Annotated in this window: 22 protein-coding genes; 11 read left to right on the top strand and 11 right to left on the bottom strand. The window is 70.5% G+C overall.

The window, feature by feature from the left end; all coding sequences use genetic code 11:
- Positions 1-2: 2 nt before the first annotated feature.
- Positions 3-893, bottom strand: a complete 891-nt coding sequence (locus HGN31_RS10265) for a glycosyltransferase family 2 protein (protein WP_425325318.1) — start codon at positions 891-893, stop codon at positions 3-5.
- 38 nt (positions 894-931) lie between these two features.
- Positions 932-1,660 carry a hypothetical protein gene (locus HGN31_RS10270; RefSeq protein ID WP_168783116.1) on the bottom strand — a complete coding sequence of 243 codons (729 nt, stop codon included), beginning with the start codon at positions 1,658-1,660 and terminating at the stop codon, positions 932-934.
- A gap of 115 nt (positions 1,661-1,775) precedes the next feature.
- Here HGN31_RS10270 and infC point away from each other — a divergent pair, with 115 nt between their 5' ends.
- On the top strand, positions 1,776-2,390 hold the full coding sequence (gene infC / locus HGN31_RS10275; protein WP_074826137.1) for a translation initiation factor IF-3: 615 nt from the start codon (positions 1,776-1,778) through the stop codon (positions 2,388-2,390).
- 69 nt (positions 2,391-2,459) lie between these two features.
- Positions 2,460-3,554, top strand: a complete 1,095-nt coding sequence (locus HGN31_RS10280; protein WP_168783117.1) for an NAD(P)/FAD-dependent oxidoreductase — start codon at positions 2,460-2,462, stop codon at positions 3,552-3,554.
- On the opposite strand, the gene pip is transcribed toward HGN31_RS10280, so the two are convergent.
- Positions 3,551-4,525 (bottom strand): prolyl aminopeptidase, encoded by a 975-nt coding sequence (gene pip / locus HGN31_RS10285; RefSeq protein WP_168783118.1) that lies wholly within the window; start codon positions 4,523-4,525, stop codon positions 3,551-3,553. The two genes, HGN31_RS10280 and pip, sit on opposite strands and share 4 nt — an antisense overlap.
- A 62-nt stretch (positions 4,526-4,587) precedes the next feature.
- Here pip and ubiG point away from each other — a divergent pair, with 62 nt between their 5' ends.
- Entirely contained in the window at positions 4,588-5,337 is a 750-nt protein-coding gene (gene ubiG, locus HGN31_RS10290) for a bifunctional 2-polyprenyl-6-hydroxyphenol methylase/3-demethylubiquinol 3-O-methyltransferase UbiG (RefSeq protein WP_168783119.1), read from the top strand.
- Positions 5,338-5,390: 53 nt separating this feature from the next.
- Here the strand turns inward: ubiG and HGN31_RS10295 are convergent, their stop codons facing one another.
- The 4 genes from HGN31_RS10295 to HGN31_RS10310 all read right to left on the bottom strand — a co-directional run bounded on the left by HGN31_RS10295 (position 5,391) and on the right by HGN31_RS10310 (position 7,482).
- Positions 5,391-5,837 carry a MarR family winged helix-turn-helix transcriptional regulator gene (locus tag HGN31_RS10295; RefSeq protein ID WP_036705032.1) on the bottom strand — a complete coding sequence of 149 codons (447 nt, stop codon included), beginning with the start codon at positions 5,835-5,837 and terminating at the stop codon, positions 5,391-5,393.
- A complete protein-coding gene (locus HGN31_RS10300; protein ID WP_168783903.1) occupies positions 5,834-6,691 on the bottom strand; it encodes a carbon-nitrogen hydrolase family protein in 858 nt (285 codons plus the stop codon). The genes HGN31_RS10295 and HGN31_RS10300 overlap by 4 nt, the downstream gene beginning before the upstream one ends.
- 5 nt (positions 6,692-6,696) lie before the next feature.
- The gene (gene grxC / locus HGN31_RS10305) at positions 6,697-6,957 is read right to left on the bottom strand and encodes a glutaredoxin 3 (RefSeq protein ID WP_036705877.1); all 261 of its coding nucleotides are present in this window, start codon (positions 6,955-6,957) and stop codon (positions 6,697-6,699) included.
- A 99-nt stretch (positions 6,958-7,056) separates the two neighbouring features.
- The gene (locus HGN31_RS10310; protein ID WP_168783120.1) at positions 7,057-7,482 is read right to left on the bottom strand and encodes a pyridoxamine 5'-phosphate oxidase family protein; all 426 of its coding nucleotides are present in this window, start codon (positions 7,480-7,482) and stop codon (positions 7,057-7,059) included.
- Between the two features lie 211 nt (positions 7,483-7,693).
- On the opposite strand from HGN31_RS10310, the gene HGN31_RS10315 reads away from it, so the two are divergent.
- The 7 genes from HGN31_RS10315 (at position 7,694) to infB (ending at position 17,621) form a co-directional block, all read left to right on the top strand.
- Complete coding sequence (locus HGN31_RS10315) at positions 7,694-8,794, top strand: carboxynorspermidine decarboxylase (RefSeq protein ID WP_168783121.1); 1,101 nt, start codon at positions 7,694-7,696, stop codon at positions 8,792-8,794.
- 28 nt (positions 8,795-8,822) lie between these two features.
- Positions 8,823-10,055: a saccharopine dehydrogenase family protein gene (locus HGN31_RS10320; protein WP_244960965.1), complete on the top strand. Its 1,233-nt coding sequence runs from the start codon at positions 8,823-8,825 to the stop codon at positions 10,053-10,055.
- A 283-nt stretch (positions 10,056-10,338) separates the two neighbouring features.
- Complete coding sequence (locus HGN31_RS10325) at positions 10,339-11,898, top strand: AI-2E family transporter (RefSeq protein ID WP_168783123.1); 1,560 nt, start codon at positions 10,339-10,341, stop codon at positions 11,896-11,898.
- Positions 11,899-12,082: 184 nt separating this feature from the next.
- Positions 12,083-12,766 carry a ribosome maturation factor RimP gene (rimP, locus tag HGN31_RS10330; protein WP_168783124.1) on the top strand — a complete coding sequence of 228 codons (684 nt, stop codon included), beginning with the start codon at positions 12,083-12,085 and terminating at the stop codon, positions 12,764-12,766.
- A 3-nt stretch (positions 12,767-12,769) separates the two neighbouring features.
- Complete coding sequence (nusA, locus tag HGN31_RS10335; protein WP_036703938.1) at positions 12,770-14,443, top strand: transcription termination factor NusA; 1,674 nt, start codon at positions 12,770-12,772, stop codon at positions 14,441-14,443.
- Between the two features lie 15 nt (positions 14,444-14,458).
- Entirely contained in the window at positions 14,459-15,097 is a 639-nt protein-coding gene (locus HGN31_RS10340) for an RNA-binding protein (protein WP_036735324.1), read from the top strand.
- Positions 15,087-17,621, top strand: coding sequence for a translation initiation factor IF-2 (infB, locus tag HGN31_RS10345; RefSeq protein ID WP_168783125.1), 2,535 nt, complete (start codon positions 15,087-15,089; stop codon positions 17,619-17,621). The genes HGN31_RS10340 and infB overlap by 11 nt, the downstream gene beginning before the upstream one ends.
- Positions 17,622-17,728: 107 nt before the next feature.
- Here the strand turns inward: infB and HGN31_RS16670 are convergent, their stop codons facing one another.
- From HGN31_RS16670 to HGN31_RS10360, 4 genes are all read right to left on the bottom strand, one after another.
- On the bottom strand, positions 17,729-17,857 hold the full coding sequence (locus HGN31_RS16670; protein WP_036703932.1) for a hypothetical protein: 129 nt from the start codon (positions 17,855-17,857) through the stop codon (positions 17,729-17,731).
- 209 nt (positions 17,858-18,066) lie between these two features.
- A complete protein-coding gene (gene mutT / locus HGN31_RS10350; RefSeq protein ID WP_168783126.1) occupies positions 18,067-18,465 on the bottom strand; it encodes an 8-oxo-dGTP diphosphatase MutT in 399 nt (132 codons plus the stop codon).
- A 76-nt stretch (positions 18,466-18,541) separates the two neighbouring features.
- A complete protein-coding gene (gene argJ, locus HGN31_RS10355; protein WP_168783127.1) occupies positions 18,542-19,921 on the bottom strand; it encodes a bifunctional glutamate N-acetyltransferase/amino-acid acetyltransferase ArgJ in 1,380 nt (459 codons plus the stop codon).
- A gap of 2 nt (positions 19,922-19,923) precedes the next feature.
- Complete coding sequence (locus tag HGN31_RS10360; protein WP_168783128.1) at positions 19,924-20,901, bottom strand: peptidylprolyl isomerase; 978 nt, start codon at positions 20,899-20,901, stop codon at positions 19,924-19,926.
- 196 nt (positions 20,902-21,097) lie between these two features.
- Here HGN31_RS10360 and secA point away from each other — a divergent pair, with 196 nt between their 5' ends.
- Positions 21,098-23,803, top strand: coding sequence for a preprotein translocase subunit SecA (secA, locus tag HGN31_RS10365; RefSeq protein WP_168783129.1), 2,706 nt, complete (start codon positions 21,098-21,100; stop codon positions 23,801-23,803).
- Positions 23,804-25,387: the final 1,584 nt, after the last annotated feature.

The raw sequence follows: 25,387 nt of genomic DNA on the forward strand, positions 1-25,387 counted from the left end.
GCCTAGAACCACTGGCCCGGCTCCATCAGCCCCAGCTCCATCAGCTGCTGCGAGTTCCAGCGGAACGGGTGCGAGCCCCGCCAGGCGAAGCTCGTGATCTCGTCGCGCGAGCCGGGGTTGCGGGCCAGCGCCTTGGCGACCCGGAACGAGGCGACCGCCGCGGTCAGGTTGTTGTGCCACGGGCAGGCGAAGGTGTTCATCTCTTCGACCGACAGCCGGTGGTCGGGCAGAAGCCGCAGCCCCGGCTCGGTCCTGAACAGCGCGATCCGGTCGATGCGGCGGCGGTCGGCGGGCAGATGTTCCTCGAAGCGCCAGCGCAGGCCACCGAAGAAGTCCAGCTGCCGCTCTTTCCAGCCGCCCTGCCGGTCGGGGCGGCCGAGCGCGTAGTAGCCCGAGCGGTCGAACATCGCCTCGGCCATGCTGACCGCGTCCGGGCTGCGGCTCAGGTCGGGGGCGTAGAGATCAACCACATAGGTCAGCATCGCCCGCCGCCGTTCCTCGGCGTGGAAGGTCAGCATCTCGCCGATGGTGCGGGTCTCGCAGAAGGGAAAGAACAGGAACTCGGCGTTGTAGCCGTAATAGATCCACGTCCCCGCCGGGGCGCGCTCGATCACGGCGTTGACGCCCCGCACATGGGCGCCGGGCCGGCGCGCGTCGAAGCGCAGGTTGACGATCCGGCCCTTGTCGTCGGGCGGCAACTGCCCCGCCGCCAGCGGCTCGGGCGACAGCGCGAGGATCTTGCGGAACCCGAGCCGCAGGTGGTGGGCGAGGGTGGCGGCGACCTCGGCCTCGTCCTCGATCAGCAGGATGGCGATGGGGCCGCGGGCGAGGTGCGCGCCCGGCGCGGACAGGAACGCCTCGAGCGGCGGGTGGCTGCGCGGCGCCGCGGGCACTGAGGCGGCCTGCGCCCCGGGGGGCCGCGCCGGATCGCTCACCGCAGGACCGCCCGGACCTGCTCGAGCGCGCCGCCCAGCATCGACGGGCTGCGCGCGGCCGAGCGCACGACCGTGGACAGCGAGGTCTTCTGCGCCGCGTCCAGATTGCTCGTCTCGATCAGCCCCAGCACGGCGTCGAGGTCGAAGCCCTCGACGGTCAGCAGCCGGTCGATCTCGGCCGCCGAGCGGGCGCCGCTGGCGGCCTCGCGCCCGGCCTGGGCGGCATCGCGGGCGGCCTCGCCCGCGGCGGTAGCGGCGGTGGCCGCCGTCGCGCCGTCGCCCGAGGCGGCGCCGGCCGCGGCATGGGCGGCGGCATCGGCCGCGCTGTCGGCGGCGCGGATCGCGGCTTCGGCGGCGGCCTGCGCCTCGGCTGCGGCGTCCGAGGCGGGTGCCGGGGCCGCGCCGTCCACCGTGCGGGTCGCCTCGGCGGCCGCATCGGCGGCGAGGGCGGCGGCATCCGCGGCGGCGTCGGCCGCATCGCCCGCCGCGTCGGCGGCCGCCGCGGGGGCCGGCTCGGCCGGCTCGGCCGGCTCGGCCGGCTCGGCCGGGGCGGCCGGGGCGGGCGCGGCAGAGGGGGCCGTGGTCGGCGCCGGGGTCACGGGCGCGGGGGCGGGCGCCGGGGTCACGGGCGCGGTGCCGGGCATCAGCGTCTCGCGCGACTGCCACAGCCACACGCCGCCCAAGAGCAGCACGATCACCAGAATCACGGTCCCCAGACGCGCCATCTCACCCTCATTCGTCAGGCCGGTCCGCGGCCCCCGGCGGGCGCGGCTAGCGGCTGGCCGCTTCTCGCACAGCCGGCGCGCCGCGAAAAGCCGCCCCACGACCCCCGCGGCGCCCATGATCGCTGTTGAAACCCGGCCTGCGGTTGATTATCTCCGCCCCAGGATTTCCAACGATCGAAGGACTACGCCCATAGCTCGCCGCCCGCACAACGCACCGCCCACCCGCGACACCGGCCCCCGCACCAACGACCGCATCCGCGTCCCCGAGATCCGCCTGATCGGCGCCGATGGCGAGAATGTGGGCGTGGTGACGCCCGCCCGCGGGATCGCCATGGCCGAGGAAGCCGGGCTCGACCTCGTCGAGATCTCGCCCAACGCCGTGCCGCCGGTCTGCAAGATCATGGACCTGGGCAAGTTCAAGTACGAACAGCAGAAGCGTGAGGCCGAGGCCCGCAAGAAGCAGAAGATCATCGAGATCAAGGAGATCAAGTTCCGTCCCGGGACCGATACCCATGATTACGACGTCAAGATGCGTTCGGTGATGAAGTTTCTGGAAGAGGGCGACAAGGTCAAGATCACGCTCCGCTTCCGCGGCCGCGAGATGGCCCACCAGCAGCTCGGGATCGAGCTTCTGAACCGCGTCCGCGACGACGTGGGCGAGGCGGGCAAGGTCGAATCGATGCCGAAGCTCGAGGGCCGGCAGATGGTGATGATGATCGCACCGCGCTGAGCCGCGGATCGCGCGAAACGTTGAGCGGCCTGCCCTTCGGGCGGGCCGTTTCTCTGTCGGGGGGACGACATGGACCGGGTCGGCTGCATCGTGATCGGCGCGGGCGTCGGGGGCCTTGCCATCGCCCGGGCGCTGGCGCTGCGCGGGGTCGAGGTCGCGCTGCTCGAGGCCGAGGACGCGATCGGCACCCACACCAGCTCGCGCAACTCCGAGGTCATCCACGCCGGGATCTACTACCCCGAGGGCAGCCTCAAGGCGCGGCTCTGCGTCGCGGGGCGGGCGGCGCTCTACGACTACGCCGCCGCGCGCGGCATCCCCCACGACCGCTGCGGCAAGCTGATCGTGGCGACCGACGCCACGCAGGCCGAGGTGCTCGCGGCGATCCGCGCGCGGGCGGCAGCCAATGGCGTCGCGCTGACGCCGCTCACCGCCGCCGAGGCGCAGGGGATGGAGCCGGCGCTCGCCTGCACCGGCGCGCTGCTCTCGCCCGAGACGGGGATCGTGGACAGCCACGCGCTGATGACGGCGCTGCGGCATGACGCAGAGGCGGCGGGCGCGCTGCTGGCGCTGGGCACGCGGGTCACGCGGGTCGAGACGGGGCCGGCGGGCTTCGTCGTCCACACCGACACCGCCGACGGGCCCTTTGCGCTGGCCGCCGACCGGGTGGTGAACGCCGCCGGGCTCTGGGCCTCGGACGTCGCCGCCCGCATCGACGGGCTGACGGACGTGCCCGAGACGCGCTTCGCCCGCGGCAGCTATTACGCCGTGCCCGGCCGCGCGGCGTTCCGGCGGCTGATCTACCCGGTGCCCGAGCCGGGCGGGCTGGGGGTGCACCTGACGCTCGATCTCGGCGGGGCGATGCGCTTCGGCCCGGACGTCGAGTGGATCGACACCGTGGATTACCGCGTGAACCCCACCCGCCGCGCGCACTTCGAGGCCGAGATCCGCCGCTACTGGCCGGGCCTGCCCGCGGGCGCACTTGCGCCGACCTATTGCGGCATCCGCCCCAAGCTGTCCGGCGAGGGCGAGCCTGCCGCCGATTTCCGCATCGACGGCCCCGCCGCGCACGGGATCGCGGGGCTCGTCACCCTCTACGGGATCGAAAGCCCCGGCCTCACCGCCTCGATCGCCATCGGCGACCACGTGGCGGGGCTGCTCGACTAGAGGGCGGCGAGTTCGTCCGTCGCCCGCACCAGCTCGGCCGCGATCCGCGGCTCGGTCAGCGCATGGCCCGAGGCCGGGACCAGCCGCAGCTCGGCCGCGTCCCACCCGCAGGCAAGCTCCCACGCGCTCTGCGGGGGGCAGACCATGTCATAGCGCCCCTGCACGATCACCGCGGGCAGATGCGCGATGCGGTGGCGGTCGCGCAGCAACTGGCCCTCATCGAGGAAGCAGCGGTTGGCGAAGTAGTGGCACTCGAGCCGGGCGAAGGCGCGGGCGTAGGCCGGGGGCGGCACGCCGGGGCAGGGGTTGTCCATCGCGGCGAGCGCATTCTCCCACGCGGTCCAGCCGAGGGCGGCGCGGGTCTCGACCTCGCGGTCGCCCGAGAAGAGGCGCCGGTGGTAGGCGGCGATCATGTCGCCCCGCTCGGCGGCCGGGATCGGGGCGGCGAAGCGCGCCCAGAGTTCGGGCCAGAACCGTCCGGCCCCGCCCTGGTAAAACCAGTCGAGCTCGGACTGCCGGCCGAGGAACACCCCGCGCAGCACCAGCCCCCGCACCGCTGCGGGCCGCGCCTGGGCGTAGGCGAGCGCCAGCGTGGCGCCCCAGCTGCCGCCGAACAGCACCGCCGGTCCCAGCCCCAGCGCCGCCACGATGGCGTCGATGTCGCCCAAGAGATGCGCGGTGGTGTTGGCGGCGACCTCGGCCTGCGGGGTGGAAAGGCCGCAGCCGCGCTGGTCGAAGAGCACGACCCGCCAGCGCGCGGGGTCGAAGAAGCGGCGCATGACCGGGCTGCAGCCGCCCCCCGGCCCGCCGTGCAGCACGATCACCGGGATGCCCGCGGGGTTGCCGCATTGCTCGACATAGATCACGTGGCCGTCGCCGCGATCCAGCCGCCGCCGGTCGAACGGCTCGATCGGCGGATACAGCCGGCCGTGCGGCGATGCCGCAGTGTTTTGCGCTGCCAAGCGGTCCATGTCCCAGCTATACACCGCCCGGCGCCCCGTCGCCACGCCCCACGGCCACCAAGGAGACCGCCATGACCACATCCGCGCCCCAGTCCAGCATCGACGCGGCCGAGGTCGCCAAGTTCGAGGCGATGGCCGCCGAGTGGTGGGATCCGAAGGGCAAGTTCAAGCCGCTGCACATGCTGAACCCGGTGCGGCTCGACTATATCGCCGGCCAGATCGCGGCCGAGTTCGCCCGCGACCCCCGCAGCCTGCGCCCGTTCGAGGGGCTTCGGCTGCTTGACATCGGTTGCGGCGGCGGGCTGGTGTCCGAGCCGATGGCGCGGCTGGGGGCCACCGTCACCGGCGCCGACGCGGCCGAGGGCAACATCCGCATCGCGCGGCTGCACGCCGAGCAGTCGGGGCTCAAGATCGACTACCGCGCCACGACCGCCGAGGCGCTGCTCGAGGCGGGCGAGCGTTTCGACGTGGTCCTGGCGCTCGAGATCGTCGAGCACGTCGCCGATCCGCAGGCCTTCGTCACCACCTGCGCGCGGCTTCTGCGGCCCGGCGGGCTGCTCGTCGCCTCGACGCTGAACCGCACGCCGCAGAGTTTCGCTGCCGCGATCGTCGGCGCCGAGTGGGTGATGCGCTGGCTGCCGCGCGGCACCCACGACTGGCGGCGGTTCATCCGGCCGGCCGACCTCGCCGGGATGTTCGCGGCCGCCGGGGTGCAGGTCGTGGACCGCGCGGGCATGGTGTTCAACCCGGTGACCTTCGGCTGGTCGCTCTCGCCGCGCGATCTGTCGGTGAACTACCTCATGGCCGGCGTGCGCGACTGACGCGCCGCGTCGCCGGCGGCTCTTTCAGGCTTGAAGACCCGTCAGGCCGCGCCTCACGCCTCGTCCTCGAGCCGTTCGCGCAGCCGCCGCAGCACCGGCAGCGCGGCGCGGACCTCGGCCGGGCCGATGTCGCGCACGACCTCGGCCAGCCGCGGCAGGAACGCGGCCAGCGCCGCGTCCCGCGCCGCCCGCCCGGCGGGGCTGATCGAGACGAGCTTGCGGCGCGCGTCGTCCCAGTCGGGGCGGATATGGACGTGACCGGCCCATTCCAGCCGCGCCAGCGTGTTGGTCATGGCGCTGCGCTGGACGTGGAACGCCTCGGCCAGCTCGGCGGGGCTGCGCTCGCAGCCGAGATGGGCGAGCAGGTTCAGGACCGAGAAATGCGACAGCTGCATCCCGCCCGGCAGGCTGCGGGTCACCAGCCGGTTGGCGAGCTGCTCGCCGATCATCAGCTCGGCGAAGAGGCTCGCGGCCAGCGCATTGGCGGCGTCGTCGCTCATGGCCCCCAGATCACCGGATCGTGCCGCCACGCCGGCACCCGGCGGCGGGCATCGTCCACCCGCGCGAGGTCGAGGTCGACCAGCGTCACCCCCGGTGCGGTGCCGCCGTCGGCCAGCACCTCGCCCCAGGGCGCCACCGCGAGCGAATGGCCGTGGCTGCGCCGTGGGGGGCGGTCGGGGGAATGGGGCGCGGGGTGGGTGCCGCATTGCGCGGGGGCGAGCACGAAGCAGCCGGTCTCGATGGCGCGGGCGCGCAGCAGCACCTCCCAATGGGCGGCGCCGGTGGTGTCGTTGAAGGCGGCGGGCACGGTCAGGATCTGCGCCCCGGCGCGGGCCAGCCGCCGGTAGAGATGCGGGAAGCGCAGGTCATAGCAGACCGTCATCCCGATCCCGACGGTCGCGCCGCCGACGATGGGGCCGGGCGCCAGCACCGCCCGGTCGCCGGGCCGGAAGGCGGCGCTTTCGCAGTAGCTTTCGGTCGCCGAGACGGTGACGTCGAACATGTGGATCTTGTCGTAGCGCGCGGCGATGCGGCCGTCCGGGGCGATCAGCAGGCTGCGGTTGGCGAAGCGCGGCTCGTCGGGCTCCTCGCTCAGAAGCGACAACGAGCCGACCAGCAGCCACACCCCCAGCCGCCCGGCCTCGGCCGACAGGGCGGCGAGCGTCGGGTCGTCGGCCTCGTGGTGCAAGAGCCGCGCCTGCCTTGCCCGGTCGGGGGTCAGCAGGTTCGTCACCTCGGGCGTCAGCACGAGCTGCGCCCCGCCCGAGGCGGCCTGACGGATGAAATCCAGCGTCGCGGGCAGGTTCGCGGCCGGGTCGTCCCCGACCGAGAGCTGCACCAGCCCGGCGCGCAGGTGCCTCACAGCCCCAGCATCGGGTCGAGCTTGCCCTGCCGGTCGAGCGCGTGCAGGTCGTCCGACCCGCCGACATGGACCCCGTCGATGAAGATCTGCGGCACCGTGCGGCGCCCACCGGCGCGCTGGGTCATCTCGGCCCGCAGGTCGGGGGTGCGGCCCACGTCGATCAGCTCATACGAGACGCCCTTCCGGCCCAGAAGGCCGCGGGCCATGTGGCAGTAGGGGCAGGACTGGGTGGCGTAGATTTCGACGCGGGCGGTCATGGCGGTCTCCGGAAGATGTCTGGGGTGAAAGATGGCGGCGGAACCGCGCGACTTCCACCCCGTAAGGCGCCCGCCGCGCTGGCCCGCGCCGGGACCGGCCTAGCCGCGCAGGTCCACCGTGCCCTCGCCGGGGCGGCCGTTGACCTCGGCCACCTCGGCCACGACCTCGATCAGCGTGAGGCCCGGGGTGTCGATCCCCTGCTCGAACCAGCGGTCGAGGTCCTTGGTCCAGTGCGCCTCGAACAGCGCCCGGTCGTCGCGGTGCAGCCGCGCCTGGCCGCGGACCGAGATCCACGTGTCCTTCGACTGGAAGTCCAGGGTCACGTTCGGGTCGGCCTCGAGCTCGCGGACCTTGCGGGTGTCGCCGTTCGAGAAGAACCAGTTGTCCCCGTCCCAGTCGACCTGGGCGTTGTTCGACATGGCCCGGCTCGAGATCGCACCACCCTCGCCGTGGGTGGCCATGAAGCACAGATCCATGTCGCGCATGGCCTTGGCCACGTCCTCGCGGGTCAGCCGGTCGGCCATCGGTACGTCTCCCCTGTTTCTGGCCGGTTTGGTCCGGCGCACAGCGGAACGCGCGTCCCCCCCGACCGTTCCGAGGGCCATCCGGCGGCCGTCACCCAACCGTTGCAGTTCCTTGCCAGCCTGCTGCCCGCCCCCTATATCGCGCCTTTCCCCCGCGCGCCCCGCCAACCCCCGCGCCACGCCCCTTCCCCAGCCGTCCGAGGCCCCGCACATGACCGAGCCGCAGACCCCGTTCTACCTGATCGACCGCGCCCGCCTCGCGGCGAACATGGAGAAGATGGTGCGGCTGCGCGAACGTTCGGGCGCGAAGACGCTGCTGGCGCTCAAGTGCTTCGCCACCTGGGGGGTGTTCGACCAGATGGCGCAGTCGATGGATGGCACCACCTCGTCCTCGCTCTACGAGCTGCGGCTTGGGCGCGAGAAGTTCGGGGGCGAGACGCACGCCTATTCCGTCGCATGGGCCGATCACGAGATCGACGAGGCGGTGGGCTATGCCGACAAGATCATCTTCAACAGCCTCGGCCAGCTCGACCGGTTCCACGACCGCACCCAGGGCATCGCCTGCGGGCTGCGGCTGAACCCGCGGTTCTCGACCTCGGGCTTCGACCTCGCCGACCCGGCGCGGCCGTTCTCGCGTCTGGGCGAATGGGACATGGCGCGGCTCGAGGCGGCCTTGGGCCGCATCTCGGGCGTGATGATCCACTACAACTGCGAGAACCGCGACTTCGACCTGTTCGCGGGCCAACTGGACCGGATCGAGGCCGAGTTCGGCAGCTTCCTCGAGAAGCTCGACTGGGTCAGCCTCGGCGGCGGTATCCACTTCACCGGCGAGGGCTATCCGCTGGATGCGCTGGCCGACCGGCTCAAGGCGTTCGCCGAGCGCTTCGGGGTGCAGGTCTATCTGGAACCGGGCGAGGCCAGCATCACCGGCACCACGACGCTTGAGGTGTCGGTGCTCGACATCCTCGACAACGGCAAGCAGGTCGCGGTCGTGGACAGCAGCATCGAGGCGCATATGCTCGACCTGCTGATCTACCGCGAGAACGCCAAGTTGCCGCAGGCGGGCGACCACCCCTACCAGATTGCCGGCAAGTCCTGCCTCGCGGGCGACATCTTCGGCGAGGCGCGCTTTGCCCAGCCGCTCAAGGTGGGCGACCGGATCAGCGTCGAGGACGCCGCCGGTTACACGATGGTCAAGAAGAACTGGTTCAACGGCGTGGCCATGCCCGCGATCTGCATCCGCGAGCGCGACGGAACGATCACCACCGTCCGGCGCTTCGGCTATGACGACTATCGGGACTCGCTGTCCTGAGGCCTTGATTCGAAAGGAGACTGCTGCGGTGGAGAAACCCAACGTCCTCATCATCGGCGCCGGCGGCGTGGCTCAGGTCACCGCCCACAAGGTCGCGCAGCACGCGGCCGAGTTCGGCGCGATCCACATGGCGAACCGGACGCAGGCCAAGGCCGACGCCATCGTGGACAGCATCCGGGACAAGGGCACCGCGGCCGGCCTGACGATCACCACCCATGCGCTCGACGCCATGGACACGGACAAGGTCGCGGCGCTGATCCGCGAGACCGGGGCGAAGATCGTGATCAACGTCGGCACGGCCTTCATCAACAAGACCGTCCTCAAGGGCTGCATCGCGGCGGGCGCGGCCTATATCGACACCGCCATCCATGAGGACCCCGACAAGATCTGCGAGACGCCGCCGTGGTACGGCAACCACGAATGGCCGATGCGCGGCGACGTCGAGGCCGCCGGGATCACCGCGATCCTCGGCGCGGGGTTCGACCCCGGCGTGGTCAACGCCTATGCGCGGCTGGCCGAGGACGAGTATTTCGACGAGATCACCTCGATCGACATCGTCGACATCAACGCCGGCAACCACGGCCGCTGGTTCGCCACCAACTTCGACCCCGAGATCAACTTCCGCGAGTTCACCGGCACTGTCTATTCCTGGCAGGGCGGCGCGTGGCGCGAGAACGAGATGTTCGAGATCGGGCGCGAGTGGGACTTGCCGGTGGTCGGCAAGCAGACCGCCTATCTCGCCGGGCATGACGAGGTGCACAGCCTCTCGGCCCGCTATCCGCAGTCGGACGTGCGGTTCTGGATGGGCTTCGGGGCGCATTACATCAACGTCTTCACGGTGCTGAAGAACCTCGGCCTGCTGAGCGAGCAGCCGGTCAAGACCGCCGAGGGGCTCGAGGTGGTGCCGCTCAAGGTGGTCAAGGCGGTTCTGCCCGACCCCGCGAGCCTTGCCGCCGACTACACCGGCAAGACCTGCATCGGCGACCTGGTCAAGGGCACCCGCGACGGGGTCGAGGGCGAGGTCTTCATCTACAACGTCGCCGACCACAAGGACGCCTATAATGAGGTCGGCAGCCAGGGCATCAGCTACACCGCCGGCGTGCCCCCGGTCGCCGCTGCGATCCTGATCGCCTGCGGCGTCTGGGACGTGAAGCGGATGGTGAACGTCGAGGATCTGCCGGCCCGCCCGTTCCTCGAGCTTCTGGGCGAGATGGGCCTGCCCACGCGGGTCATCGACGCCAAGGGCGACCGTCCGATCTGATCCGGGTGGGCGGCGGCTGCCGCCTCTCCGTCAGACCCCTTGAAGGCCCCGCCCCCCGGCGGGGCCTTCTGCCGTTCGGGCCAATGCGAAACGGGCAGGGCCGCACACGACTCTTTGTTGCCTTGACGGGTCGTGCGTCAGGGAACCAATTATGCCACCGGCTGTTGCCAGTCGCTTGTGCCGCGGGTCCGTGCGGCGCGGGCGGTTGGGGCGTGACGGACTTCCTCGACGACGAGGGGCATGGGGACAGGGAATGAACAAATACGGCGGCGACAACAGGCAGATGTTCCCAAGCGCATACGGCAGCGGCGACAAGCCGAAGCCGCTGGTGCCGCGCTGGGCGATCATCGGCATCTTCATCATCCTCGCCTTCCAGATGCTGGCGACGGCGCGGGCCTTCCTCATGCCGGTGGCGCTGGGGGTGCTGCTCTTCTTCGTCTTCGTGCCGATCCGGCGCTGGATGGACCGCCGCGGGGTGCCGCCGGGGGCGACCGCGGGCCTGATCGTGCTGGGGATCGTCGCCTCGATCGGGGTGCTCGGGTTCTTCGTCTCCGGCCCCGCCGGGCAGCTCATCGATGATGCGCCCTCGATCAGCCGCCAGCTCAAGCAGAAATACACCGACTTCCGCGAGAACTTCCGCGGCATCGAGCGCGCGGCCGAGGGCCTGGGCGACATCGCCGGCGGCGGTGCGCCGACCGCGACGGTGACCAGCGTCGAGGCTGACCCGAACGGGGGCGCGGTGGCTACGACCACCACCACCGCCACGACCGAGGTGCCCGCGACGATGCCGATGCCCGGCTCGCCCGCCGCCCAGCCGGGCGCGGCGCCGGTCGCGCCCGACACCGCGCCAGTGGGCCGGACGGTGGGTCAGCCGCCCGCCACGACCCTGCCCGCCGGGCTCGAGCCGCAGACGACCACCGAGGCCGGCTCGGTCACCGCCTCGTCCACCGTCACCCAGCCCGGCGCGGGCGATGCCCCTGCCGCCACCAACCAGCTGCGGGTCGAGGTCGCGGCGCCCTCGCAGACGACCTCGCTCACCTCGACGCTGGTCAGCATGGGTCCGGCCATCGTCAGCCAGCTGTTCTTCACGCTGATCTTCCTGTTCTTCCTGCTGGCGTCGGGCGACCTGCTCTACCTGCGGATCGTGCAGAGCTTCGACACCATCAAGGAAAAGCGCGCCGCTTATAACGCGCTGCGCGAGATCGAATCGAGCCTCGGCAACTACCTCGGCGCGATCACCATCATCAACGTCGGGCTGGGGGTCGTCTCGGGCCTCGCCATGTGGGCGTGGGGGATGCCCTCGCCGCTCTTGTGGGGGATCGCCGCCGCGGTGCTGAACTACATCCCCTACATCGGCGCGGCGCTCGGCTATATCGGTGCCTTCGTCGTGGCGCTGGTGGTGTTCGACGACATCTGGACGGCGCTGCTGATCGGCGGCACCTACTTCGGCCTCACCGCGATCGAGGGCCAGTTCGTCACGCCCTACTTCGTCTCGCGCCGGTTGCAGCTCAACACCGTCGTGGTGTTCCTGACCGTGGCACTCTGGGCCTGGCTCTGGTCGGTGCTCGGCATGGTCGTCGCGGTGCCGATGCTCGTGGTGATGCGGGTGCTCGCCGACCACATCCCGGGGCTCGAGAAGTTCGGCAACTTCCTCGCCGGCGACGACCTGCCGCCGCTGAGCGAAGAGGAAAAGGCCGCCGAGCGTGCTGCCGAGGCCGAGGCCAAGGCCAAGGCCGACGCGGCGCTGGCCGAGGTCGCGGCGTCCAAGGCGGAAGCCGCCAACGGCGCCGGCGACACCGCCGCCCCGCCGCCCGCCGGGACCACACCGCCCCGGCCCGCGTGATGCGCTGACCGGGGGGCGTGACGCCTCCCGGTCCCCACCCCTTGGGGGGCGCCGCTGCGGCCCCTTGCACAGACGGGGTCGGGGCGCTATATCACCCTCACAGCGGCGCAGGCGTCCACACCCTGCCCACCGGGAGTTTGCACGGGCCGCCCAGACGGCCCGTTTTTCATTTTCAGGATCGGACATGACCGACCTCATCGCCAAGACCGCCATCGACCGGCGCCTCGCCGAGATCATCCAGCCGGTGATCGAGGGCATGGGCTTCGAGCTGGTGCGCCTGCGCCTGCAGGGCGGCAAGACCGCCACGCTGCAGATCATGGCCGACCGGCCCGAGGGCGGGATCAACGTCGATGACTGCGCCGAGATCTCGACCGCCGTCAGCGCCACGCTGGACGTGGAAGACCCGCTCGAGGACGCCTATCACCTCGAGGTGTCGTCGCCCGGCATCGACCGGCCGCTGACCCGGCTCAAGGACTTCGCCACGTTCGAGGGTTATGACGCCCGGCTCGAGACGAACCAGCCCATCGACGGGCGCAAGCGCTTCAAGGGCGTGCTCGCGGGCGTGGACGGGGACGAGGTGCTGCTCAACATCGTCGAGCATGGCGAGACGGTGACGGTCGGGCTGAACTTCGACCTGCTGGCGGACGCCAAGCTGCTGCTGACCGACGAGCTGATCGCCCTGATGCTGAAAGAGCGGAAAGAGGCCGGCACCCTGCCGCCCGGCGCCGAGGCCGGGGCGGGGATCGGCGACGGCCGCGGGGCCGGGGCCGATGCGGACGCCGACGACACCGACGGATTTGACGAAATCGTAACCTACACCGGCGATCCCGACGACGCGGATGCCGACGACGACACCGACAAGGAGTGAGTGATGGCGATCACCTCTGCCAACCAGCTTGAGCTCTTGCAGACCGCCGAGGCGGTCGCGCGCGAGAAGATGATCGACCCCGATCTGGTGATCGAGGCGATGGAGGACAGCCTCGCCCGCGCCGCCAAGTCGCGCTACGGGGCCGAGATGGACATCCGGGTGGTCATCGACCGCAAGACCGGCAACGCGACCTTCACCCGCGTCCGCACCGTGGTCCCCGAGGAAGAGCTGGAAAACTATCAGGCCCAGTTCACCGCCGAGCAGGCCCGCCCCTATTTCGAGGCGCAGAAGAACCCCGGCAACTTCTGGACCCGCGAGGACGCGCGGCTGACCGAGTTCGACGGCGGCCCGCAGCCCGGCGACGTCTTCCAGGAAACCGTGCCCCCGGTCGAACTGGGCCGGATCGCCGCCCAGTCGGCCAAGCAGGTGATCCTGCAGAAGGTCCGCGAAGCCGAGCGCGACCGCCAGTACGAAGAGTTCAAGGACCGCACCGGGACGATCATCAACGGCATCGTCAAGCGCGAGGAATACGGCAACATCATCGTGGACGTGGGCCGCGGCGAGGCGATCCTGCGCCGCAACGAGAAGATCGGCCGCGAGAGCTATCGCCTGAACGACCGCATCCGCGCCTATGTCAAGGACGTGCGCCGCGAGGCCCGCGGCCCGCAGATCTTCCTGTCGCGCACCGACCCGCAGTTCATGGCCGAGCTGTTCAAGATGGAAGTGCCGGAGATCTATGACGGCGTTATCGAGATCAAGGCCGTGGCCCGCGACCCGGGCAGCCGCGCCAAGATCGCGGTGATCTCGTACGACAACTCGATCGACCCCGTGGGCGCCTGCGTGGGGATGCGCGGCAGCCGCGTGCAGGCCGTCGTGGGCGAGCTGCAGGGCGAGAAGATCGACATCATCCCGTGGTCCGAGGATCAGGCGACGTTCCTCGTGAACGCGCTGCAGCCGGCCGAGGTCGCCAAGGTGGTGATCGACGAGGACGCGACCCGGATCGAGGTCGTGGTCCCCGAAGAACAGCTGTCGCTCGCCATCGGGCGGCGCGGCCAGAACGTGCGGCTGGCGAGCCAGCTGACCGGCATGGACATCGACATCCTCACCGAAGAGGAAGAATCGAAGCGCCGTCAGGCCGAGTTCAACGCCCGCACCCAGCTCTTCATGGACACGCTGGACCTGGACGAGTTCTTCGCCCAGCTGCTGGTCGCCGAGGGCTTCACCAACCTCGAAGAGGTCGCCTATGTCGATCTCGACGAGCTGCTGTCGATCGACGGCGTGGACGAGGGCACGGCGGAAGAGCTGCAGGCCCGCGCCCGCGACCACATCGAGGCCGCGGCCCGCAAGGCGCTTGAGAACGCGCGCGAGCTGGGCGCCGAGGACAGCCTGATCGAGTTCGACGGGCTGACCGCGCAGATGGTCGAGGCGCTGGCCAAGGACGGCGTCAAGACGCTTGAGGATTTCGCCACCTGTGCCGACTGGGAACTGGCCGGCGGCTGGACCACCAACAACGGCCAGCGGGTCAAGGACGACGGCATCCTCGAGCCGTTCGGGATCAGCCTCGAGCAGGCGCAGGACATGGTGATGACCGCCCGCGTGATGCTGGGCTGGGTCGATCCCGACGAGCTTCACCCCGCGGCCGAGGCCGAGGGCGACACCGAGGAGGCCGGGGTGTAACGCCCCGGACCGCCCTTGACGCGCGGGGGTCGTGCAAAGGACAGAGAGGCGGCGTCGGAACGGCGCTGCCTCGTCACGGGCGAGGTGCAGCCCAAGTCGGGGCTGATCCGGTTCGTCGCCGGGCCGGACGGCATGGTGGTGCCGGACCTGTCCGAGAAGCTGCCCGGTCGCGGCTTCTGGGTCACCGCCGATCGGGCGGTGCTGGAAAAAGCCGTCGCCAAGGGGGTTTTCTCACGCGGGGCCAAGGCCCATGTGAAGGCGGACGACGACCTCGTGGACGGGATCGAGGCCGGGCTCGCCCGGCGGGTCGTGGACCTCGTGTCGCTGGCCCGCAAGGCCGGCGACGCGGTGGCGGGATTCGAGAAGGTCAAGGGCTGGCTGGCCGACGGCAAGGCCAAGGTGCTTTTGCAGGCCAGCGACGGGTCGGACCGTGGCAAGGGCAAGTTGTGGACGCCGCCCGGCGGCCGCTGGTTCGGATGCCTCACGGCATCGGAAATCGGTTTGGCTTTCGGGCGCGATCATGTCATACACAGCGCGCTCGCGCCGGGGGGCCTGACCGACAAGGTAATCAGGGACGCCAGCAGACTGAATGGTCTGCGCGGGCAAGGCGGCAGTTCGACTGCCCAGAAGGATGCGGAAGCGGATGAGCGATAGAGACGGAAAGAAACCCCTGGGTCTGGGCGGCGGCGCGGGTCGGCCGGGGCAGGTGAAGCAGAGCTTCAGCCACGGGCGCACGCACAACGTGGTGGTCGAGACCAAGCGCAAGCGCGTCGTGGTGCCCAAGCCCGGCGCCGCCGGCGCGGCGGCCGGGGCACCGGCGCCGCGTCCGAACTCGCCTGCCGCCGTCGCCTCCGACCCCTCGAAGCGTCCGGCCGGGATCTCCGAAGCCGAGATGGAGCGCCGCCTCAAGGCCCTCGCCGCCGCCAAGGCGCGCGAGGCCGACGAGAAGGCCGCCCGTGAGGCCGACGAGAAGGCCCGCGAGGAAGAGCGCGAGCGCCGTCGCGCCGAGATCGAGGCCAAGGAGCGCGAGGAGCGCGAGCGCGAAGAGGCGCTGAAGGCCAAGGCCGAAGAGGACGCCCGCAAGCTGCGCGAGGCGGAACTGCGCGCGCAGAAGAAGGCCGAGGTCACCGCGAAGCCTGCCGAGCGCAGCACCGCCCCCGACCGCGCCGCCGCCGAGGCTGCTGCCGCCCGCGCCGACAAGGGGGCGCCGATGCGCCGCCCGACCGAGCGTGAGCGCGCCGAGGCCGACCGCGACCGCAACAAGGGCAAGGGTGGCGACACCCGCCGCGAGGGCAAGCTGTCGCTGACCCAGGCGCTCTCGGGCGAGGGTGGTCGCCAGCGCAGCCTCGCGCAGATGAAGCGCAAGCAGGAAAAGGCCCGCGCCAAGGCGATGGGCCAGTCGATGCGTGCCGAAAAGCAGGTCCGCGACGTGCAGCTGCCCGAGACGATCCTGGTCAGCGAACTGGCGAACCGCATGGCGGAACGCTCGGCCGACGTGGTCAAGGCGCTCATGAAGATGGGCATGATGGTCACGGCGAACCAGCCGCTCGACGCCGACACCGCCGAGCTGGTGATCGAGGAGTTCGGCCACCGCGCCGTCCGCGTCACCGATGCCGACGTGGAACAGGCCATCGACACCGTCGAGGACAAGGAAGAGGATCTGGTCTCGCGCCCGCCGATCATCACGATCATGGGCCACGTGGACCACGGCAAGACCTCGCTGCTGGACAAGATCCGCCACGCCAACGTCGTCTCGGGCGAGGCCGGCGGGATCACCCAGCACATCGGCGCCTATCAGGTGACGACCGACAGCGGGGCGGTGCTGACCTTCCTCGACACCCCCGGCCACGCCGCGTTCACCTCGATGCGGGCGCGGGGCGCCAACGTCACGGACATCGTGGTGCTGGTGGTGGCGGCCGACGATGCGGTGATGCCGCAGACGGTCGAGGCCATCAACCACGCCAAGGCCGCGCAAGTGCCGATGATCGTGGCGATCAACAAGATCGACAAGCCGACCGCCAACCCGCAGAAGGTCCGCACCGACCTCTTGCAGCACGAGGTCGTCGTCGAGGCGATGTCGGGCGAGGTGCAGGACGTCGAGGTTTCGGCCCACACCGGGCAGGGGCTCGACGAACTGCTCGAGGCGATCGCGCTGCAGGCCGAGATCCTCGAACTCAAGGCCAACCCCGGCCGCGCCGCGCAGGGCGCCGTGATCGAGGCCAAGCTGGACGTCGGCCGCGGGCCGGTGGCCACGGTGCTCGTCCAGCACGGTACGCTGAAGCAGGGCGACATCTTCGTTGTCGGCGAGCAGTGGGGCAAGGTCCGCGCGCTGATCGACGACAAGGGTGAGCGGGTGGCCGAGGCCGGCCCGTCGGTCCCGGTCGAGGTGCTGGGTCTCAACGGCACGCCCGAAGCGGGCGACGTACTGAACGTGGTCGAGACCGAAGCGCAGGCGCGCGAGATCGCCGACTACCGGATCCAGGCCGCCAAGGACAAGCGCGCCGCCGCGGGTGCCGCGACCACGCTGCAGGAGCTGATGGCCAAGGCCAAGGCCGACGAGTCGGTCGCCGAGCTGCCGGTGGTGGTCAAGGCCGACGTGCAGGGCTCGGCCGAGGCGATCGTGCAGGCGCTCGAGAAGGTCGGCAATGACGAGGTCCGCGTGCGCGTGCTGCACTCGGGCGTGGGGGCGATCACCGAGTCCGACATCGGCCTGGCCGAAGCGTCGGGCGCCCCGGTGATCGGCTTCAACGTCCGCGCCAACGCGCCGGCCCGGAACTCGGCCAGCCAGAAGGGTGTCGAGATCCGCTACTACTCGATCATCTACGACCTCGTGGATGACATCAAAGCGGCCGCGTCGGGCCTGCTGTCGGCCGAGGTGCGCGAGAACTTCATCGGCTACGCGGAAATCCGCGAGGTGTTCCGCGTCACCGGCGTCGGCAACGTCGCGGGCTGCCTCGTCACCGAGGGCGTGGCGCGCCGTTCGGCGGGCGTGCGCCTGCTGCGCGACAACGTGGTCATCCACGAAGGCACGCTCAAGACGCTCAAGCGCTTCAAGGACGAGGTCAAGGAAGTGCAGTCGGGCCAGGAATGCGGCATGGCGTTCGAGAACTACGACGACATCCGCAAGGGCGACGTCATCGAGATCTTCGAGCGCGAGGAGGTCGAGCGGAAGCTCTGACCCCCGGCCGCGATGGCAGAAAAAAGGCGGCGCGTCCCGGTTCGGGGGCGCGCCGCCTGCATTTAAGGGGCCGGGGCATCGCGCCCGCAGCCCGTGCCTGCGTCAGCTCAGCCGGTGACGGCCTTGCCCACGTAGGTCTCGGTGCCCACCCGCACGGCGATCCGGCCATTGCCGAGATCGCGTTCGAACATCCCCTGCACGGATATGCAGCTGCCCACGGTGATGGTGCGGATCATGGATCATTCCTCCCCAGGAATCTGCGGCCTCGGCCGCTTCACAACCCCACGTTACGCAAGCAGGGTTAATGAAAGGTAACCGGGCGGCGCAGGATGGAGCTCTTGGTCCGCCGGTGACACCGATTTGTCACAGTCGACGGCGCCTAAACCGCTCTTTTGCATAAAAACTCGGCAGACTGCCCGGGGGGGACGGCGACCCGATGAGGCCGTCACAGCCACTCGCGCAGAACGGGAATCAGCGGCAGGTCGGCGGGCGGCATCGGGTAGCGGGCCAGATCGCCCGCCCGCACCCAGGCGAGCTGCTGCCCCTCGCGCGGGTGCGGCACGCCCTGCCAGCGCCGACAGGCGAAGAGCGGCATGAGCAGGTGGAAGTCGGGATAGCTGTGGCTGGCGAAGGTGAGGGGGGCGAGGCACGAGTGCCACGTCTCAATCCCCAGCTCTTCGTGCAACTCGCGGATGAGCGCCGCCTCGGGCGTTTCGCCGGGGTCCACCTTGCCGCCCGGAAATTCCCACAGGCCCGCAAGCGACTTGCCCTCGGGCCGCTGGGCCAGAAGCACCCGGCCCTCGGGGTCGATCAGCGCCACGGCCGACACCAGCAGCAGTTTCATCGGCTTCTTTCTGATTCAAATACCCGGCCGAACGCCGGCGACGGGCGCGGCGTCTAGGTCGCCGCGCCGCGTTCCGTCAGGATCGGTAATCGGCGTTGATGTCGATGTAGCGGTGCGTCAGGTCGCAGGTCCAGACCGTTCGCGCCCCGCGCCCCAGCCCCAGATCGACGCCGATCACGAGGCTGTCGCCCTTCATATAGGCGCTCGCCGCCGCCTCGTCATAGGTCGGCGCCCGCCAGCCGTTCTCGGCCAGCACCATGTCGCCGAAGCGGATCGACAGGCGGTCGCGGTCGGCTGCAGCGCCCGACTTGCCGACCGCGGCCACGACCCGGCCCCAGTTGGCGTCCTCGCCGGCGATGGCGGTCTTGACCAGCGGGCTGTTGGCGATCGCCATCGCCACCTTGTGCGCGTCCGCGACCGAGGCCGCCCCGGTCACCTGCACCTCGACGAACTTCGTCGCCCCCTCGCCGTCGCGCACCACCTGCTGCGCGAGGTCGAGCATCACGCCCCTGAGCGCCGCCACGAACTCCCGCGCCACCTTCGAGCGCAGGTCGCCGATCGGCGCCGCCGGCGAACGCCCGGTCGCGGCCAGGATCAGCGCGTCCGAGGTCGAGGTGTCGCTGTCCACGGTGATGGCGTTGAACGTCTCGTCCATCTGCCCCGACAGCATCCGCTGCAACAGCGGCGGCGCGATGGCCGCGTCGGTGAAGAGATAGACCAGCATCGTCGCCATGTCGGGGGCGATCATCCCCGAGCCCTTGGCGATCCCGGCAATGCGGATCGGCCCGCCGTCGCCGGCGATCTCGGCCGAGGCGCCCTTGGGGAAGGTGTCGGTGGTCATGATCGCGCGGGCCGCGTCGGCAATGCCGTCGGGCCTGAGGCTCGCGGCCAGCGCCTCGGTCACGTCGACGATCCGCTGCGCCGGCAGCGGCTCTCCGATCACGCCGGTCGAGGACGAGAACACCCGCCGCGCCGGCACGCCGAGCGCCTTGGCGACCGCGCCGGTCACCCGGTCCACGCTGCGTTTGCCCTCGGCCCCGGTGAAGGCGTTGGCGTTGCCCGAGTTGACGATGATCGCCGCCCCGCCGGCGCTGTTCTGCGCGCCCTTGAGCTTGTCCTGGCAGTCGAGGACGCAGGCCGCCCGCGTGGACGACCGGGTGAACGCCCCGGCGATGGCGGTGCCGGGCGCCAGCCGGACCAGCATCACGTCGGTGCGGCCCTGGTACTTGATCCCGGCCGAGGCGGCCGCGAACTCGACCCCCTCGATCACCGGCAGGTCGGGGAAGCGGGCAGGGGCGAGCGGCGAGACGAGCGTCTCTTTCGCCTTCGCCGGGGTGGGGGCCGCGGCGGCCGCCTTGCGCGCCGCCTTCTCGGCCTTGTCCGCCTTCCCGGCCTTTTCGGCTTTCTTGCCGTCCGCCTTCTTGCCGGCCTTCGCCGTCTTGTCCGACTTGGCCATCGTCACTCGTCCAGCAGATCGGTCTTGTTCAGCAGCCCGGCGTCGAGCCCCGGCACCTTCTCGATCTTGGCGGCGGTCACCTGCTTCTGGATCTCGGCCTCGACCTTCTGGCGGCGCACCTGCATGGCGAGCTGGTCGCGGATCGCGTCGAACTCGGGTGCGGCCTGGGTGCGGGTGTCGTTCAGCTTGATGACGTGCCAGCCGAACTGCGACTGGACCGGGGCCGAGACCTCGCCCTTCTTCAGCGCCACCACGGCGTCGGCGAAGGGCTTGACCATCATGTCGGGCGTGAACCAGCCGAGGTCGCCCTTGTTGGCGCCGCTGTTGTCGGTCGACTTCTCTTCCGCCAGCTTGCCGAAATCGGCCCCCTTGGCGAGCTCATCGGCGATGGCCTTGGCCTCCTCCTCGGTCTTCACGAGGATGTGCGAGGCGCTGTATTCCTCTTTCGGGGTCTTGTCGGCGCCGAAGGCCGCGTCATAGGCGGCGCGCAGCTCGGCCTCGGTCGGCTCGGCCCCGGCGATCCGCTCGAGCGCCGCGCCCGAGAGATAGGCCCGGCGGTCCAGCTCGATGATGGCGGTGTCGCGGGGGGTCAGCGACTGGGCCGCGACCTGCGCCACGGCCGTCTGGCTGATCATCTGGTCCAGCATCATGTCCCAGAGCGCGGTGTCGGGGACGTCGGCCGCGCCGTGCTGCATCCCCTCTTTCATCGCGATCATCTGACCCAGCGTGATCGCCTCTCCGTTCACGGTGGCGACGACGGTGGTCGCGGTCGGGGTGCCGGTGGCGGGGGCGGCGGTCGTCACGGTGGGGGCGGCGGCTTCGGCCGGGGCGGGCGAGGTGGCCGGGGCGGGCGGCGCGGCTGCGGCCGGGGCGGCATCGGCGGCCGGGGCTGCCTCGGCGGCGGGGGCGGCCGGGGTTTCGGCCAGGGCGGTCCCGGCCAGCAGCAGCGCGGCAGCCAGCGCAGTCGTCGATTTCAGCATGACGGAAGGTTTCCTCGGGTGGGGGCCGGCCGCGGCCGGGCAGGGGCGAGCGTTGACAGTCCGGCAGGTCGGGCCTACATCCGGCGCAACCGAAATAGGCGCGCCCGCCGCCGATTTTCCGGCCCGTTGATAGGGCAAGGCCGTCGGTCGGGGCAAGTGGGCAGCGGGCCCTCTGCGCTCAATCAGACAGGACGTTATGCTCGGCATCGGTAATCTGGCAAAGTCGATCTTTGGCACTCCCAACGATCGCAAGGTGAAATCCGTCCGCCCGCTGGTCGCCCAGATCAACGCGCTCGAGCCGCGATTCCAGCAGATGTCGGACGCCGACCTGATCGGCAAGACCCGCGAGCTGCAGGGCCGCGCCCAGTCCGGCGAGCCCCTCGACAAGCTTCTGCCCGAGGCCTTCGCCAACTGCCGCGAGGGCGCGCGCCGGGCGCTCGGCCTGCGGGCCTTCGACACCCAGCTGATGGGCGGGATTTTCCTCCACCAGGGCAACATCGCCGAGATGAAGACCGGTGAGGGCAAGACGCTGGTCGCCACCTTCCCGGCCTATCTGAACGCGCTGGCCGGCAAGGGCGTCCACGTCGTCACGGTCAACGACTACCTCGCCAAGCGCGACGCCGAGTGGATGGGCAAGGTCTTCGCCCAGCTCGGCATGACCACCGGGGTCGTCTATCCCTTCCAGGGAGACCAGGAAAAGCGCGACGCCTACCTGGCCGACGTGACCTATGCCACGAACAACGAACTTGGCTTCGACTACCTGCGCGACAACATGAAGGGCTCGATCGAAGAGATGACCCAGCGCGGGCATTTCTTCGCCATCGTGGACGAGGTCGACTCGATCCTCATCGACGAGGCGCGCACGCCGCTGATCATTTCGGGGCCGAGCCAGGACCGCAGCGAGCTCTACAAGCTGCTGGACGTGATCGTGCCCGAGCTGACCGAGGCGCATTACAAGCTGGACGAAAAGACCCGCAACGCCACCTTCACCGAGGACGGCAACGAGTTCATGGAAAAGCGCCTGCAGGCGGCGGGCATCCTGCCGGCCGACCAGACGCTCTATGACCCCGAATCGACCACCATCGTCCACCACGCCAACCAGGCGCTGCGGGCGCACAAGCTGTTCAAGCGCGACCAGAACTATGTCGTGAAGGACGGCGAGGTGGTGCTGATCGACGAGTTCACCGGCCGGATGATGGCCGGCCGCCGCCTGTCGGACGGCCTGCACCAGGCGATCGAGGCCAAGGAGGGCGTCGAGATCCAGCCCGAGAACGTGACGCTCGCCAGCGTGACGTTCCAGAACTACTTCCGCCTCTACGCCAAGCTGTCGGGCATGACGGGCACCGCGGCCACCGAGGCCGAGGAGTTCATGGAAATCTACAAGCTCGGCGTCGTCGAGGTGCCGACCAACCGCCCGATCCAGCGCCAGGACGAGCACGACCGCGTCTATCGCACCGCGGCCGAGAAATACGCCGCCGTCATCGAGGCGATCCGCGAGGCGCATGGCCGCGGCCAGCCGCTGCTGGTCGGCACGACCAGTATCGAGAAATCGGAAATGCTGTCCGGGATGCTGAAGGCCGAGGGCATCCCCCACAACGTCCTGAACGCCCGCCAGCACGAGCAGGAGGCATATATCGTCGCCGAGGCGGGCAAGCCCGGCGCGGTCACCATCGCCACCAACATGGCCGGGCGCGGCACCGACATCCAGCTGGGCGGCAACGTCGAGATGAAGGTGATGCAGGCGCTGGCCGCGAACCCCGAGGCCAACCCCGACGAGTTGCGCGCCCGGATCGAGGCCGAGCATGCGGCCGACAAGCAGGCCGTTCTGAACGCGGGCGGGCTGTTCGTCCTGGCCACCGAGCGGCATGAAAGCCGCCGCATCGACAACCAGCTGCGCGGCCGGTCGGGCCGCCAGGGCGACCCCGGACGGTCGCTGTTCTTCCTGTCGCTGGAAGACGACCTGATGCGGATCTTCGGGTCGGAACGGCTGGACAAGGTGCTGTCCACTTTGGGGATGAAAGAGGGCGAGGCGATCGTCCACCCCTGGGTGAACAAGTCGCTGGAACGCGCCCAGGCCAAGGTCGAGGGGCGCAACTTCGACATCCGCAAGCAGCTCTTGAAGTTCGACGACGTGATGAACGACCAGCGCAAGGCGATCTTCTCGCAGCGCCGCGAGATCATGGAATCGGACGACGCCGGCGACATCGCGATGGACATGCGCCATCAGGTGATCGACGACCTGATCGACCAGTTCATGCCGGAAAAGGCCTATGCCGAGCAGTGGGACACCGACGGGCTCAAGGCCGCGGTGATCGAGCGGCTGAACATGGACTTGCCGGTGGCCGAATGGGCCGCCGAGGACGGGGTGGACCGCAACGTCGTGGCCGAGCGCATCCGCAAGGCGACCGATGCCTACATGGCCCAGAAGGCCGAGCAGTTTGGCCCCGAGCAGATGGCGCAGATCGAGAAGCAGGTGATCCTGCAGCAGATCGACGGCAAGTGGCGCGAGCATCTGGTGACGCTCGAGCATCTGCGCTCGGTCGTGGGCTTCCGCGGCTATGCCCAGCGCGACCCGCTGTCGGAGTACAAGACCGAGAGCTTCCAGCTGTTCGAGGGGCTTCTGGACGGGCTGCGCGGCGAGGTGACGCAGAACCTCGCCCGCATCCGACCGCTGACCGACGCCGAGCGCGCCGAGATGATGCGCCAGTACCAGGCGCAGATGGCCGCGCAGTCGGCGTCGATGCACCCCGAGCACGAAGAGGCTGAGGGCGGCGAGCCGTCGGCCCACGTCCCCGGCTTCGACGAGAACGACCCGACGACGTGGGGCGACCCGGCCCGCAACGACCCGTGCCCCTGCGGCTCGGGCGAGCGGTTCAAGAATTGTCACGGGCGGCTGGTCTGAGCGGGGTGCGGAGAGGGTAGGCGGCGCGCCGCCTGCTGCTCGGCCGAGGTGCGACGTGGGGGCTGCGGGGCGAGGCTTGCCCGCATCCGGCGTCCGACCGACGCGCTCACCGGGATGATGCGCCGGGATCCCCCGCAGTTCGCCCCTTAATCGGCAGCGACACGCTCCGAGGACGAAGGGGCCGGGGCGGCGCGCCCTCGGTTTACGCGCCGGGCCGTCGCGGGCGCGCCCCGCACCGGCCGATCCGGCCCGCCACGGCGCTCGACCCAGCGGCTCGGGCGCGCGGCTCAAGTCCTGTCACGGGCGGGTGGTCTGATCGAGGCGTCGGCCTCACCGCTCGCGCGGCGAGGTGGCGCAGACCCTCGCTCACATCCGACGCCTCACCGACGCCTATCGGCGCGAGACGACGCGCCAGGTTGACGCGAAGGTCGGCCCGCATCAGTTGGTGAAGGAGCCCAAGAACGGGGGGGCGGGGGCGGCTCAAGTCCTTGGTCCCGCACCGGGCCGTGACGAAAGCCGTTACACCACACGGGGCGACCTGGCCCACAAAGCTCCCTGCCCCTCCTGTTCGGATAAGCAGTTCAACATCTGCCCGGCCGGCTGCGCTGCGGCAGAGGGGTGGGTTTGGGCGGGCCGCGCGGAGTGACGCAGACCATCGCCCGCCTCCAGCCGGTGACTTACGCTAGCGGGCAGAGAGGAGGTGTCCATCTTCGGCGCAGCCTGCGGGACCGTTGCCCACGATGCACCCCGAGGACGAAGCGGCGAGCGGCGGCCCGCCCTCGGCCCCCTTGCGCCGGGCTTTGACGGGAACTGCCTCACCACATCGGGCGATGCGGCCCAACGGACCCTGCCCTCCGGTTCAGACACGCGGTTCACATCCACCACGCGCGGCCGTCCTGACGGCAGAGAGGTCGTCTGGGCGGCTGCGAGGCGAGGCGAAGCAGGCCCGCGCCAGCATCCCGACGCCGGCCGAAGCCGAGCAGGCCGAGAGGGGGCGTCCATTTCCGGCTTAGCCTGCGGGACCGTTGGCCACGCTGAACCTCGAGGACGAGGCGGCCAGGGGCGGCCCGACATCGGCCTCCCCGCGCCGGGCTTCGACGGCGCCTGCCCCCGCATCGGGCGATGCGGCCCAACGGACCCTGCCCGCGGTTCAGGCAAAAGGTTCAAACCCGCCCCGCGCGGCCGTCCTGACGGCACAGGGGTCGGCCTTGGCGGCTGCGAGGCGAGGTGAAGCAGACCCTCGTTAGCATCCCGCCGCTGGCCGAAGCCGAGCGGGCCTAGAGGAGGCGTCCATCTCAGGCGCAGCCTGCGGGACCGTCGGTCATGATGAACTCAGAGGACGAAGCGGGCAGGGGCAGCGACCCGACTGGCGACCTTCCCGGCTTCAAAGCGCACGACCCGGCACCGTTGGCCGACCCGGCCGGCAACGGTCGCTGCGCGTGCGGCTCGGACAAGCGCTTCATGACCTGCCACGGCGGAAGGTGACCGCCGACGCACGCGCTCACTGTCTCAGGCCGATCCGCGCCACCCCAACCCGCCCCGCGCGTCCGACGCCCTGTCCGGTCCCACCTGCGCGTTTCGGCT

The organism is Paracoccus sanguinis (genome assembly GCF_012689545.1).
Taxonomy (GTDB): Bacteria; Pseudomonadota; Alphaproteobacteria; order Rhodobacterales; family Rhodobacteraceae; genus Paracoccus; species Paracoccus panacisoli.